Origin of the sequence: Bradyrhizobium sp. 17 (assembly GCF_023073515.1) — a bacterium.
In the GTDB taxonomy this organism is placed as follows: Bacteria; Pseudomonadota; Alphaproteobacteria; order Rhizobiales; family Xanthobacteraceae; genus Bradyrhizobium; species Bradyrhizobium canariense_D.
In genome coordinates this window covers 45,599-58,680 of the sequence record NZ_JADPJQ010000012.1, presented here as the reverse complement: position 1 = coordinate 58,680, position 13,082 = coordinate 45,599, and the positions used below count along the sequence as shown (strand labels likewise).

The following is a 13,082-nucleotide window of genomic DNA, read 5'->3' as shown; positions in this document are numbered from 1 at the left end:
CCGTTTTCGCTCGTCATGCCCGGCTTTATGCCCGGCATCCACGTGTTTTTCGTGCCCTTGCGGGGCAGCGGGCCATGACAAATCGAGGGCTGACAGGGCCCGCCCGAGTGGCTATATCACCCCGGCCCGGCACGTCCGGGCTTTTGGCGTTTGACTGGAATTGAGACATGACGGGAACGACACGATCGAGCAACGGGCTGGACGACCGCCGCAAGCGGCTTCTGTTCCGCTGCTGGCACCGCGGCACGCGCGAGATGGACCTGATCCTCGGCCGGTTCGCGGATGCCGAGATCGGCAATCTGTCCGATGACGAGCTGACGCAGCTCGAGACCCTGCTCGAAGAGGCCGATCCCGACCTCTATGCCGCCATCACCGGCGACAAGGTGCTTGCCGCCGACGTCATCGGCCCGCTGTTTGCGCGCATCAAGGGGTTTCCGATCGCGGACCGCGACGTATGAAGCAGGGGATGAAATCGCCGGCCGAGCTGCTCACGCCCGGCCGCGCGCTCACGCTTGCCAATGTTGCCGAGGGTGCCGAGGGCCTCGTCATCTCTGATCTCGCGCGCGCCATCGCGGCGCGGCCGAAGAAGCCGGCTGTCAGCCTCGCGGTGATCTGTCGCGACGGGCCGCGGATGCAGCAGCTCGAACGTGCTCTGCAATTCTTCGCGCCCGATTTGCCCGTGCTGACCTTCCCGGCCTGGGACTGCCAGCCCTATGACCGCGTCTCGCCGCATGGTGGCGTCCTCGCGCAGCGCCTGACGACGCTGGCGCGGCTGGCGTCACTGACCGGTAGCGACAAGCCGCTGATCGTGCTGACCACGGTGAACGCCGTGGTACAGCGCGTGCCGGCGCGCGAGCTCGTCGCGGCGCAGGCGCTGTCGGTCGCCCCCGGCAACGTCGTGCCGATGGATACCATCATCGCCTGGCTCGAGCACAACGGCTACAACCGCTCCTCGACCGTGCGCGAGGCCGGCGAATACGCGGTGCGCGGCGGCATTCTGGACCTGTTTCCGGCCGGCCTGGACCAGCCCGTCCGTTTCGATTTCTTCGGCGACAGCCTGGAATCGATCCGCACCTTCGATGCCGAGACCCAGCGCACGCTGCTCGACATGCGCGCGCTCGATCTCGTGCCGATCTCCGAATTCCAGCTCGTCACCGAGACCATCCGCCGCTTTCGCATGGGCTACGTCGCTGAGTTCGGCGCGCCCGAGCGCGACGATGCGCTCTACGAGGCCGTCAGCGAGGGCCGCCGCCATCCCGGCATGGAGCATTGGCTGCCGCTGTTCCAGGACCGGATGGACACGCTGTTCGACTATCTGCAAGGAGCTTGCGTCGCGATCGAGCCGCAGGCCGAGGACGCCATCCGCGAGCGTTTCAAGCAGATCCTCGATTATTACCAGGCCCGCCGCGACGCCATGGAGCATCCGGGCGGCGGTGCCATCTACAAGCCGCTGCCGCCTGACAGGCTCTACCTGACCGAGGAGGAGTGGGGCAAGCGTGAGAGCGGGATGCCGTTGGTGCGGCTCACCCAGTTTTCGGTGCCCGCTGATGGTACCAGCGTGGTCGATGCCGGCGCGCGCAAGGGACGAGACTTCGCCCCGGAGCGCAACGATAACAAGATCAATGTCTTCGAAGCCGTCGTCGCACATGTGCATGGGCTACTGACAAACCGCAAGAAGGTGGTCATCGCGCTCTGGACGGAGGGCTCGCGCGACCGCATGACCTCGATGCTGCGCGATCACAAGCTCACCCCCGTGACCAGCGTCAACAGCTGGCGCACGGTGCAGGCGACCCCGCGCAACGAGACCATGCTGGCCGTGCTCGGCCTCGAAAGCGGATTCGAGACCGACGAGATCGCTGTCATCAGCGAGCAGGATATCCTTGGCGATCGCCTGGTCCGACCGCGCAAGGCGAGCCGCAAGCTCGACAATTTCATCTCGGAGGTGACGAGCCTCGCCGCCGGCGATATCGTGGTCCATGTCGATCACGGCATCGGCCGCTTCATCGGCCTGCAGACGCTGGACGTCGCCGGCGCGCCCCATGACTGCCTCGAGCTGCATTATGCCGCCGAGACCAAGCTGTTCCTGCCGGTCGAGAACATCGAGCTGCTGTCGCGCTATGGCTCCGACCAGACCACGGTCGAACTTGATCGTCTCGGCGGTTCGGGCTGGCAGACGCGCAAGGCCAAACTCAAGAACCGCATCCGTGAGATCGCGGGCGAGCTGATCAAGATCGCCGCCGAGCGCCACCTCCATGAGGCGCCGAAGCTGCCGGTGCAGCCGGGCCTCTACGACGAGTTCTGCGCGCGCTTCCCCTATGACGAGACCGAGGATCAGCTTGGTGCGATCGAGTCCACGCTGAAGGACCTCGAGCTCGGCCGTCCCATGGACCGGCTGATCTGCGGCGACGTCGGCTTCGGCAAGACCGAGGTGGCGCTGCGCGCCGCCTTCGCGGTGGCGCTCGAAGGCAAGCAGGTCGCGGTCGTGGTGCCGACCACGCTGCTCGCCCGTCAGCATCACAAGACGTTCACCGACCGTTTCAAGGGTTTCCCGGTCCAGGTCGCGCAGGCCTCCCGGCTGGTGCCCGCCAAGCAGCTCAATCTGGTCAAGAAGGGCCTCGCCGACGGCTCGGTCGACATCGTCGTCGGCACCCATGCGCTGCTCAGCAAGTCGATCAAGTTCCGGGATCTCGGCCTGCTGATCGTCGACGAGGAGCAGCATTTCGGCGTGACCCACAAGGAGCGGCTGAAGCAGCTCCGCGCCGAGGTGCACGTGCTGACGCTGTCGGCCACGCCGATTCCACGCACACTTCAATTGGCGCTCACCGGCGTGCGCGAGCTCTCGATCATCGCATCGCCCCCGGTCGACCGCCTCGCGGTCCGCACCTTCGTCGCCCCGCACGACCCCTTGATGATCCGCGAGGCGCTGCTGCGCGAGCGCTATCGCGGCGGCCAGGCGTTCTACGTGGTGCCGCGCATCGACGACCTCGCCGAGGTCAGGGATTTCCTCGACAAGAACGTGCCGGAGATGAAGGTTGCGGTTGCGCACGGGCAGATGCCGCCCGCCGTGATCGAGGATATCATGACGGCGTTCTACGACGGCAAGTTCGATATCCTGCTGTCGACCACGATCGTGGAATCCGGCCTCGACATCCCCAACGCCAACACGCTGATCGTGCATCGCGCCGACATGTTCGGCCTTGCCCAACTGTATCAGCTCCGCGGCCGCGTCGGCCGGTCCAAGCTGCGGGCCTATGCGCTGTTCACGCTGCCGGCGCAGCAGAAGATCACGGCGCAGGCCGAGCGCCGGCTCACCGTGCTGCAATCGCTGGAGACGCTGGGCGCGGGTTTCCAGCTCGCCTCGCACGATCTCGACATCCGCGGCGCGGGCAATATCCTGGGCGAGCAGCAGTCCGGCCATATCAAGGAGGTCGGCTTCGAGCTCTATCAATCGATGCTGGAGGAGGCGATCGTCAACCTCAAGGCTGGCGTGTCCGAGCCCGCGGCCGACCGCTGGTCGCCGACGATCACCATCGGCATGCCCGTGCTGATTCCGGAGGATTATGTCGGCGATCTCTCGGTGCGGCTGTCACTCTACCGCCGGCTCGCCGACCTCGACAGCGAGGAGGAGATCGAGAACTTCGGCGCCGAGATGCGCGACCGGTTCGGCGTGTTGCCGGACGAGGTGCGCTATTTGTTCAAGGTCGCCGCGATCAAGGCGTTCTGCCGCCAAGCCAATGTCGGCAAGATCGACGCCGGTCCGAAGGGCGCCGTCATCGCCTTCCGCGACAATTCCTTCGCCCATCCCGACCGGCTGGTGAGCTTCATCCGCAGCCACGGCCAGGCCGCGAAGGTGCGGCCCGACATGAAGGTGGTGTTCCTGCAGGACTGGGAGACGCCGGAAGAGCGTCTGGCCGGCACCACCGAGATCATGCGCCAGCTGGCGCAGCTCGCGCAGAGCAAGAAGGCGGCGTAGAGGTTTCCGGAGGCGGCGCGAAACGACGCGCCGCACTCGGATCTCGGAACAGCGACATATGATCACTTGCGCAATGATCGAACAGTTGCTAGGTTCGGTCTATCGAGTTTCGGCCGAACGACTTGGCCTCGCCGCTGAAAAGCGCGCCTGACTGACGACCCTCCCTCCAGATCTCGACGACACCCACCGCGCTTCTGAGCGCGGCTAAACGTTTATCTATCTTAAAGGACGATCCCCATGACGACGGGAACTGTGAAGTGGTTTAACAGCCAAAAGGGCTTCGGATTCATTCAGCCGGACGAGGGCAGCCAGGATGTCTTCGTTCACATCAGCGCCGTTGAACGCGCCGGCATGAATACCCTCAACGAAGGGCAGAAGGTTTCTTTTGAAATCGTTGCAGATCGCAAGACCGGCAAGTCTGCTGCTGAAGATCTGCGCGCCGCATAGGCTGTCGCAATCCCAATGACGTTGCTTTGACCACGGATGTACTGGCAGAGCTTCTGATTTTTTGACCCGCGACCGTTTACCGGCCGCGGGTTTTTTGCGCCAGCGGCCGGCCCTCGCGAATGAGAATGCGAACGGTGCGTTTCGCGTAAAGCTTCCACATGTGAGCAGTCGAGCTCCGACGGCAGCGAGCGCTCGCGGATGATTACGACGCCGCCCGCGATGCCTCGGCCGACAGCCGCCCAAGCAGCGACCTTGCCGTATCCGAGGGCGACAGCGAATCCACCGAAACGACGGGATCGCTGCGCATCTCGTGCTTGCCGTTCGACGTGTGCCGCATCACCGCGGAGAGGCGGCGGGCGATCATGTGCGCAGTGCGGAAGTCGGTCTCCGCGAACACGACGACGACCGAGCCGTCCTTCTGCGCCACGCCAAAATCCATCTGCCGCATCAGCCGGCTGAGAATGCGCGCGGCATCGAGCTGGGCGCGGGAATTGCCGGGATCGAAGGCGAAGCGTGCGACCGAGAGGCCGCCGCCGCGAGCCAGCGTCTGCTCGACCGCCTTGGCAAAATCACGCGCAAAAGCTTCCGCCGTGAGCAGGCCGCTGCGCGGGTCGAGCCAGCCGCCGGCATCGATCGAGCGCAGCGTACGGCTCAGCTGGGCTTCCATGGCGTGCTGGCGGATCAGGGGCAGCGCGTTGGCGGCGACCTTCGCTGACTCGCCGGGGATCAGTTCGAGATTGGGCAGGTCGTAAGTCTGCGTCAACTGATGCGCAGTGACGACCACGGGCAGGCTGCGGAAGCGGGTGTCCTCGGCGAGCACCGTGAGAAAGGCATCGGTCACGCGGGGGGTAAAACCTTCGGCGAGCACGACGCCGTCGAGGTCGCGGGTGTTGAGATGCTTGGCCGCTGCCTCGATCGAGAGCGCCCCGATGACGCCGACGCGCTCGCCGAGCGCGACGGAAAGCGCGGGGTAAGCCGCGCCGCGGCCGATCAGAAGCACCGTGGCATCGCGAACGGGATCAGCCTCCGGCAGCGCGACTTTGACCTCGGGCAGCCGGCGCAGCACCGTGGCGTGAAGGGTACGAATCCGTAGAGCGGCGCGAAGCCGCGCGATCAGGCGTTCGGAATGGCCGGCGCGCGAGGAAGAGAAGGGCAGGACGTTGTGCGGGAGCGCGCCCGCCGCATCCAATGCCACGAAGGGAAGGTAAGGGGATTGCTCCGCAATCTTGCTGGCGAGCGGCGCCAGATGCGGCTCGTGCCCGGCATGCATCGCGGCGAGAACCACGGCCGGCTGCACCTCTTCGACCGCGCGCACCGCGCCGGCCCAGCCGGTGTCGATCACGGGAAAGAAGCGCGCCTCGTCCAGCGCCGCAATGAAGGCCGGCCGCTCGCCATTGGACACAAACAGGATCGGGCCGGCCTGGGACATCGAGAGACTCTGATCACGCGACAGGTGCCGCGCAATCTAGTCCGGCCGCCTTAATGCAGCGTCAATGGAACGGTCGAAACTACGCTTAGACCGGCCCGGAGCGGTCGCGAAAAGCTTCGACCATCAGGGGGTTAAGCCCGAGTTCGCTGAGCGCCTCGCGGGCGCGGGCATTGTCCTGGGCGCGGCCCGCGAGCCGGTGACCGGAGAGCCGGTCAGGCAGCGCGGTCAGCAGGGCGCCCTGGCCGAGCCGGCGCGCCCATTCCTGCAGGTCGTTGGAGAGGAAGCGGTAGCCGCCGACGGCCATGATCCCGGAGGGCGGCGCGGTGATGCAGATCGCGCCGCTCGGACGATCGAGCCGCGCGGCATAGCCGGTATCGACATAGTCGCGTGGCGGTTGCGCGATCAGGGTGTCGCCGACCGGCGGCGGCGGCGGGGCGTAGGCCGCGATCGGCACCATAGGGCCGCGCAGCCCGAGCGTGCCCTTCGGCGTCAGCAGAATCTCGCCGGCGATCGACGAACCCGACTGCTCGCGCGGCGCGCCGTGCGGTCCCGGCATCACCGGCACCGGCATGCCGTCCTCGCCACGCCGGGCGCCGAACAATCCGGCCTCGCCGAACAGATAGACGTCCGTGAAAGGCGCATGCGGCGCAATCCATGCCTCGCTCGCCGACACCTGCTCGGGGGCGCGCCACAGGCCGATGACGTTGCGCAAGCTCGGCATCCGCGCCGCCAGCTCGGAATCGCCGAGCCGCTGGGCGAACTGTGCCGGTGCGATCAGCACGTCGCATTCGTGCGCATTGATCTGCTGCTCCAGCACGTCGTTCTCCAAGGGGTGATGCAGCGCCAGCGTGCCGCCGCACAGCAGCCACACCGCGAGCGAGGAGGCGAGCCCTGCGAACGACATCGGCGTGAACGCCGCCATCACGGTTGCGCCTTGCCTGATGTCGGCTTCCAGCGACATCGCGAGCCCCCCGGCGATCAGGCTGAAATGCGGCCGCGGCACCGGACGAAAGCCTTCCGCGGTGACGTCGAAGGAGATCATCGCCGCCTTGCGGCCATCCTGAATCACGGCGCGCGCTGTGCCGGGCGGACGGGCCTGCACGTCGTCGAGCGAGGCCATGCCTTCGGGCAGGTTGGTGCCGAAGCCGCAGACATGGCGAATCGAGAAGGCTTCCGCGGCCGCGTGCATGGCGAGATCGGCATAGCTGACGCCGTCGACCGTGCTCATGGTGACGATGGCGCGCGCCGCGGTACGATTGAGAGCGGCGGTCAGTTCGGCATGGCGCCAGAGCAGCGGCAGCACGGCGACGACAAGACCGGCGCGATGGGCGGCGAGAACGGTGAGCACGAACTCGACCGTATTCGGCAGTTGGATGGCGATGACGGAATTGGCCGGCAGGCCTGATTCGACGAAAAAGGCGGACAGCGCCTCGATGGCGGTGTCAGCCTCGGCATAGCTCATCCGCCGCGGCTCGTGCCCGGTCACGCGGAACTTGTTCAGGGGGTCGAGCAGAGCGGTCGCGTGCGGCTGCCGCATCAGCGTGCGCTGAAACAGTGTGTCGAGCGTCGGCGATACGGCTGGCTGGTTCACGGCGTCACTTTGCTTGATGAGCTTGCGGCTGCCCCTTCGACCACCAGGTCTCCGGCAAATAGCCGGACAGCGAGGTGGCCTCTGGCCGTTCTATCCGATTCCAGCGCGCGATCCATTGCTCGGATAAGTTAAACAGGGGGATTGTATAGAAACCGGAGATCAAAGCGCGGTCGAGCGCCCGCACCGCGGATACGAAATCCGTGTGTTCACGGGCTTCCAGCAGTGCGGCGATCATCGCATCGACCGCGGGATCCCGGGCCCCCATGTAGTTGCGGGTGCCCGGACTGTCGGCGGCAGCGCTCCCCCAGTAGAAATATTGCTCGTTGCCGGGCGACAGGGACTGGTCCCAGCGGTTCTGGATCATGTCGAATTCGTAGGCGAGCCGGCGCTGGTCGAACTGCACGGGATCGACCGATCGCACGCTGGGCTCGATGCCGGCGCGCCTGAGGTCGCGCTGAAAGGCAAGCGCGACGCGTTCCTGGTCGCGGGTCGTGACCAGGATCTCGAAGGTGAAGGGCGCCTTGGTCGCACGGTTGCGCAGCACGGTGCCGTCGAGATCGTAGCCGGCCTCCGACAACAGCTTCAGCGCCGCGCGCAGCGTGGTCCGGTCGCGGCCCGAACCGTCGGTCACCGGCAGGCGGTAGCTGCCGTCCATTATGTCAGGCGGGATCTGCGCGGCGAACGGCTTGAGCAACTCGCGCTCGCGCGCATCCGCAGGCTTGCCATACGCTGAGAGGTCCGAGCCGGCAAAATAGCCGGCGACGCGCGAGTAGAGGTTGAAGAAGTAGTTGCGGTTCACCAGCTCGAAATCGAACAGCAGCGTCAAGGCCTGGCGCACGCGGATGTCGGCGAATATGGGACGCCTCGTGTTGAACACCAGAAATTCGGAAGGTTGCGGCACGCCCGGCTTGAAGGTGTCGCGGATCACGTCGCCATTCTTCGCCGCGGGAAAGTCGTAGCCGTCGTGCCAGCGCAGCGGCTCGTGCTCGATGCGGAAATCATAGAGGCCGCGCTTGAAAGCTTCGAACTGGCCGTTGGCTTCGCGAAAATAGTCGAGCCTGATCTCCTCGAAATTGTAGAGCCCGCGATTGATGGCGAGGTCACGGCCCCAATAGTCGGGATTGCGGGTGAGCGTCACGCTGGCACCGGGCCTCACGGCGGTGACGCGATACGGGCCGGAGCCGACCGGGCCCGACAGCGTCGTCTCCTCGAAAGCCGCGACGTCGACCGCATGTTTCGGCAGGATCGGCATCAGGCCGAGGATCAGCGGCAGTTCGCGGTCATTGGCTCCCGCAAGGTCGAAGCGGACGGTGAGGGGATCCGGCGCCTCGGCCCTTGCCACCTTGCCGTAATATTGCCGGTGGTTGGGGCGGCCGTGGTCGCGCAGCAACTGCCAGGAGAACAGCACGTCCTCGGCGCGGACCGGCTTGCCGTCGGAGAAGCGCGCGCGGGGATCGATGTGGAACGTGACAAAGCTGCGCTCGTCATCGGTCTCGACCGATCTGGCGAGCAGTCCGTAGAGCGTGAACGGCTCGTCATTGCCGCGCGCGAGCAGGCTCTCGACCACGTAGTTCCGGACCGGCTGCACGGCCAGTCCCTTGACGATGAAGGGATTGAGGCTGTCGAAGGTGCCGAGAACGCCCCAGGTCAGCCGGCCGCCCTTGGGGGCGTCAGGGTTGACGTAAGGGATGTGGGTGAAACCGGCAGGCATCGCCGGCTTGCCGTGCATGGCGATGGCGTGGGCTTCCTCGGCCTCTGCGCCGCTGGCCGGAAGCCCCAAGGAAAACGGGAGCCCCAAGGCGAAAGCCAGGACACAGAGGCGGACGCAAAGACCTTCAGGACGGCCCTCGAGAAGGCGCTGGAACATGAACATGTGGACACGTTGATTCGAGGACCGCAGGCCTGAATCCTATCACAGGGATTTTCCCGGGGGCGCACGCCGACGCGCGGTCAAAGGCGCTTGTCGGCATTGATCTTTTCGTCGGCCACGTTAAGAAGGCACGCAATCGCGCAAGAGCGCCGAGCCCGTCACTTATCTGCCTCATTTGACGGGGAGAGAGCCGCGCCCAACGCGGCCAGGCTCGGTGCGTCGAAGCGGTTCGGGCACTTCCCGTTCAGAAAGGGTTTTCCGCAATGAATTTCCGTTACTTGGCCGCGTCCGTCCGGCCGCGCGGGCGACTTCTCGCCTTGTTGACGGCGACGGCGTTGGCCGTCCCGTTTGCCGCCGAGGCCCAGGCTCCCGCGCCAGCTCCGGGCACGCCCGCGCCCAAGGCGACCCCGAAGGCCGCTCCGAAGGCTGCCCCCAAGGCTCCGGCGCCGGCCGCTCAGGCACCGGCCCAGCCGGCACCCGCCCAGGGCGCTCCGGCGCAGGGCGCTCCAGCGCAGCAGGGCGCGGCCCAGCCGGCCGATCAGCAAATCCAGCTGATCTACGCCCCCTGGACCAAGTTCTGCCTCAAGGGCCAGGACGCCAATGCCAAGCAGGTCTGCTTCACCGGCAAGGACGGCCGTATCGAGTCGGGCCAGCCGGTCATCGCGGCCGTCATCATCGAGCCAGAAGGCGAGCCGAAAAAGATCCTGCGCGTGACGCTGCCGCTCGGCATGCAGTTGGTGCACGGCACCCGCATCATCGTGGACAACAATCCGCCGTTGCAGAGCCCGTATGTGATCTGCTTCCAGAACGGCTGCATGTCCGACTACGAAGCCACGCCCGAGTTCATCAACAACATGAAGAAGGGCCAGAACCTGGTTGTTCAGGCGATCAATGCCAACGGCGCACCGCTGACGCTGCCGCTGCCGCTCGCCGGCGAATTCCAGAAGGCCTATGACGGCCCGCCGACCGATCCGAAGGTGTTCGAGGAAACCCAGAGGAAGCTGCAGGAAGAGCTCCAGAAGAAGGCTGAAGAGCTGCAGAAGAAGCAGCAGCAAGCGCCTGGCGCCGCTCCGGCCGGACAGAAGTAATCAGGGATCAATCCCGCACATGAAAAAGGCGCTCGGTTCGAGCGCCTTTTTTGCTGGCCAGTTGATGGCTTCGAAACTCAGTTCAGCGAAGGATTGCGCGGGCGATAGCCGGTCTTGTCCTTGACGAAGATCTCGGCGACCTGGGAATGCCGGACCGGCTCGCCGGAATCGTCCGGCACGAGATTCTGCTCGGAGACATAGGCGACGTATTCCGACTCCGAGTTCTCCGCGAGCAGGTGATAGAACGGCTGGTCCTTGTGGGGCCGCACCTCCTCGGGGATCGACAGCCACCACTCTTCGGTGTTGTTGAATTCCGGATCGATGTCGAAGATCACGCCCCGGAACGAGAAGATCCGGTGGCGCACGACCTGTCCGATCTGGAATTTGGCGGTCCGCGCTTTAATCATTCCCCGTCGATAGACCAGGATTGTGGCCGATGCTAGTGCCCTGATCTGGAATTAACCCGCGGTTGCGGGGCAGATAGGCCCCCAATCTTCAGAAAACACTTCATCAATGGTCGATATCCTCAATCTGGCTCTACCATATTTCGGCTTGATCTTCGTTGGATTCGCCTGTGGCAAGGTCAAATCCCTGCCGGAATCGGGCCTCGCCTGGATGAACTTCTTCCTGCTCTATGTGTCGCTGCCGGCGCTGCTGTTTGCGATCATGTCGAAGACGCCGTTTTCGGAATTGAACAACCCGCCGTTCCTGGTCGCGACCACCCTGTCGACCGTTGCGGCGTTCACACTCGCGCTGGTCGTCGGCAAGGTTTTGGGCGGGCTGACGCTGCGCGAGGCGACGCTCGCCGGGCTCTCCGGCAGCTACGGCAATATCGGCTACATGGGACCGGGGCTGGCGCTCGCCGTGCTCGGGCCGAAGGCCTCCGCGCCGACTGCGCTGATCTTCTGCTGCGACAGCATCTTCCTGTTCACGATCGTGCCGTTGCTGATCGAGCTCTCCGACCGCGATCATCCCTCGATCGTGCATGCCTTCGGCGTCGTGCTGAAGCAGATCGTGCTCAACCCGCTGATCATGTCGGCCTGCTTTGGCGCGGCCTTCGCATCGCTGCATATCGAGATGCCCGTCGCACTCGATCGCACCATCACCTTCCTCCAGAACGCAGCCGCTCCGACCGCGCTGTTCGTGCTCGGCGTGACCGTGGCGCTCCGCCCGTTCGATCGGGTCCCGTGGGAAGTGCCGGGCGTGATCGCGATCAAGCTCCTGGTCCATCCGCTTGCAGCTTTCGGCCTGATGCTGGCGCTCGGCCCGTTTGCGCAGCCCTGGGCCGCGACCGCCGTGCTGATGGCCTCGCTGCCGCCGGCGCTAAACGTGTTCGTCATCGCCCGGCAGAACGACGCCTGGATCGAGTCTGCCTCCGTCGCGGTGCTGCTCGGGACGTTTGCGTCCGTGGTCACGCTGACCAGCGTGATGTGGGCGATCCAGACTGGCCGGCTGGCGTTTCCTTGAGCGGCGGTTACTTCCGCCAAGTCGGCGTGAGCCCCTCGCGCATCGCAAAACGCCGGAGCGGGCCGATCGCGCCGAGCAGGTGCATGCCGACCGCGCGGACGGGCTGGAGTGGCAGGAAATCATTGAGCAGCGAGCGGTTGGCGATGTCGATCGCAAAGGTCCGGCTCAGGATGTCCGGACGCCGCGCCCGGTCATAACGCTTGAGCACGTCTGCTGCGCCGGGATCTTGGCCTGATGCGATGGCCTCGCCTGCAAGCCTCGCAATGTCGGCGGCATCGCGGAGGCCGAGATTGAGACCCTGGGCGCCGATCGGGGGAACCACATGGGCGGCTTCGCCGACCAGCGCAATGCGGTCGCCGCCGAAGGATTTGGGACGTTCGATCGCCAGCGGGAACAGATGGCGGCCCGGCTCCACCGTCATGCGCCCGAGGATCGAATGCGACTGCTTCTCGATCGCGGCGGACAATTCCTCATCGCTCAGGCCGCGAAGCCGCTCGGCGTCCGCAGGCGCCGAGACCCAGACGACGCTGGAACGATCGCCGGGCAGGGGCACGAACACGCAAGGACCATGCGGGGTGTGGAACTCGGTCGAGACGTTGCGGTGGGGCCGCGCGTGCCCGACGTTGAAAGTCAGTGCCGTCTGGGTCAGCTCGCGCCGCGTCACCGCGATGCCGGAGGCTTCGCGGCACAGCGAATGCCGGCCGTCGGCCCCGACCACGAGGCGGGCCGAGAGAAATTGCGCAGCGGCCGTGCGGATCGCGACGTCATCGGCTTCGATGACGACAGTTTCGGCCTCGTCGTCGAAACGGACGACATCGGGCAGTTCGGCCGCGCGCGCTTCCAGCGCCAGCATCAGCGAGCGGTTGTCGATGTTGTAGCCGAAGGCATCGAGGCCGATTTCGTGGCAGGAGAACCGGACCTCCGGCGCACGAAACAGCCGGCCGGTGTCGTCGACGAGCCGCATGATTTCGAGCGCGGCCGCCTTGTCCTTGCAGCGCGGCCAGACGTCGAGGCTCTCCAGCAGATCGACGGAGGCACCGAGTAGCGCCGTGGTTCGATTGTCGGCATAAGGCATGCGACGCGCCACCAGCGCGGTCCGTGCGCCCGCCTGCGCCAATGCGATGGCGGCGCTCAGTCCCGCCGGTCCGCCGCCGATCACGGCCGCGTCAAAGAGTGTCGATGCATCTGTCATGGAACGACATTGGACATGCCCCGCG

General features: G+C 65.8%; 10 protein-coding genes. 5 read left to right on the top strand and 5 right to left on the bottom strand.

What is annotated here, in order from left to right; translation table 11 throughout:
• The first annotated feature begins 167 nt into the window (after window positions 1-167).
• From IVB13_RS01460 to IVB13_RS01450, 3 genes are all read left to right on the top strand, one after another.
• Window positions 168-458 (top strand): succinate dehydrogenase assembly factor 2, encoded by a 291-nt coding sequence (locus IVB13_RS01460; protein ID WP_018457934.1) that lies wholly within the window; start codon window positions 168-170, stop codon window positions 456-458.
• Window positions 455-3,973: a transcription-repair coupling factor gene (gene mfd / locus IVB13_RS01455; protein WP_247395471.1), complete on the top strand. Its 3,519-nt coding sequence runs from the start codon at window positions 455-457 to the stop codon at window positions 3,971-3,973. The genes IVB13_RS01460 and mfd overlap by 4 nt, the downstream gene beginning before the upstream one ends.
• Window positions 3,974-4,210: 237 nt before the next feature.
• Window positions 4,211-4,420 carry a cold-shock protein gene (locus tag IVB13_RS01450; RefSeq protein WP_018457932.1) on the top strand — a complete coding sequence of 70 codons (210 nt, stop codon included), beginning with the start codon at window positions 4,211-4,213 and terminating at the stop codon, window positions 4,418-4,420.
• Between the two features lie 202 nt (window positions 4,421-4,622).
• Here the strand turns inward: IVB13_RS01450 and IVB13_RS01445 are convergent, their stop codons facing one another.
• The 3 genes from IVB13_RS01445 to IVB13_RS01435 form a co-directional block, all read right to left on the bottom strand.
• Window positions 4,623-5,849: a hypothetical protein gene (locus IVB13_RS01445; protein WP_018457931.1), complete on the bottom strand. Its 1,227-nt coding sequence runs from the start codon at window positions 5,847-5,849 to the stop codon at window positions 4,623-4,625.
• An 85-nt stretch (window positions 5,850-5,934) separates the two neighbouring features.
• Window positions 5,935-7,440 (bottom strand): AMP-binding protein, encoded by a 1,506-nt coding sequence (locus IVB13_RS01440; RefSeq protein ID WP_247487458.1) that lies wholly within the window; start codon window positions 7,438-7,440, stop codon window positions 5,935-5,937.
• Window positions 7,441-7,444: 4 nt separating this feature from the next.
• Window positions 7,445-9,313: an extracellular solute-binding protein gene (locus IVB13_RS01435; protein WP_018457929.1), complete on the bottom strand. Its 1,869-nt coding sequence runs from the start codon at window positions 9,311-9,313 to the stop codon at window positions 7,445-7,447.
• A 260-nt stretch (window positions 9,314-9,573) separates the two neighbouring features.
• Between IVB13_RS01435 and IVB13_RS01430 the strand changes: the two genes are divergently transcribed.
• Complete coding sequence (locus IVB13_RS01430; RefSeq protein WP_018457928.1) at window positions 9,574-10,398, top strand: invasion associated locus B family protein; 825 nt, start codon at window positions 9,574-9,576, stop codon at window positions 10,396-10,398.
• A 77-nt stretch (window positions 10,399-10,475) separates the two neighbouring features.
• On the opposite strand, the gene hspQ is transcribed toward IVB13_RS01430, so the two are convergent.
• Window positions 10,476-10,805 carry a heat shock protein HspQ gene (gene hspQ / locus IVB13_RS01425; RefSeq protein ID WP_018457927.1) on the bottom strand — a complete coding sequence of 110 codons (330 nt, stop codon included), beginning with the start codon at window positions 10,803-10,805 and terminating at the stop codon, window positions 10,476-10,478.
• 106 nt (window positions 10,806-10,911) lie between these two features.
• Here hspQ and IVB13_RS01420 point away from each other — a divergent pair, with 106 nt between their 5' ends.
• Window positions 10,912-11,865, top strand: coding sequence for an AEC family transporter (locus IVB13_RS01420; protein ID WP_247487455.1), 954 nt, complete (start codon window positions 10,912-10,914; stop codon window positions 11,863-11,865).
• A 7-nt stretch (window positions 11,866-11,872) separates the two neighbouring features.
• Here the strand turns inward: IVB13_RS01420 and IVB13_RS01415 are convergent, their stop codons facing one another.
• Window positions 11,873-13,057, bottom strand: a complete 1,185-nt coding sequence (locus IVB13_RS01415) for a UbiH/UbiF family hydroxylase (protein ID WP_018457925.1) — start codon at window positions 13,055-13,057, stop codon at window positions 11,873-11,875.
• Window positions 13,058-13,082 lie beyond the last annotated feature (25 nt).

Excerpts from the sequence above, each read along its gene's own strand:
- IVB13_RS01460 (WP_018457934.1), top strand. The coding sequence starts at position 168 with ATGACGGGAACGACACGATCGAGCAACGGGCTGGACGACCGCCGCAAG.
- mfd (WP_247395471.1), top strand. The coding sequence starts at position 455 with ATGAAGCAGGGGATGAAATCGCCGGCCGAGCTGCTCACGCCCGGCCGC.
- IVB13_RS01450 (WP_018457932.1), top strand. The coding sequence starts at position 4,211 with ATGACGACGGGAACTGTGAAGTGGTTTAACAGCCAAAAGGGCTTCGGA.
- IVB13_RS01445 (WP_018457931.1), bottom strand. The coding sequence starts at position 5,849 with ATGTCCCAGGCCGGCCCGATCCTGTTTGTGTCCAATGGCGAGCGGCCG.
- IVB13_RS01435 (WP_018457929.1), bottom strand. The coding sequence starts at position 9,313 with ATGTTCATGTTCCAGCGCCTTCTCGAGGGCCGTCCTGAAGGTCTTTGC.
- IVB13_RS01430 (WP_018457928.1), top strand. The coding sequence starts at position 9,574 with ATGAATTTCCGTTACTTGGCCGCGTCCGTCCGGCCGCGCGGGCGACTT.
- hspQ (WP_018457927.1), bottom strand. The coding sequence starts at position 10,805 with ATGATTAAAGCGCGGACCGCCAAATTCCAGATCGGACAGGTCGTGCGC.
- IVB13_RS01420 (WP_247487455.1), top strand. The coding sequence starts at position 10,912 with ATGGTCGATATCCTCAATCTGGCTCTACCATATTTCGGCTTGATCTTC.
- IVB13_RS01415 (WP_018457925.1), bottom strand. The coding sequence starts at position 13,057 with ATGACAGATGCATCGACACTCTTTGACGCGGCCGTGATCGGCGGCGGA.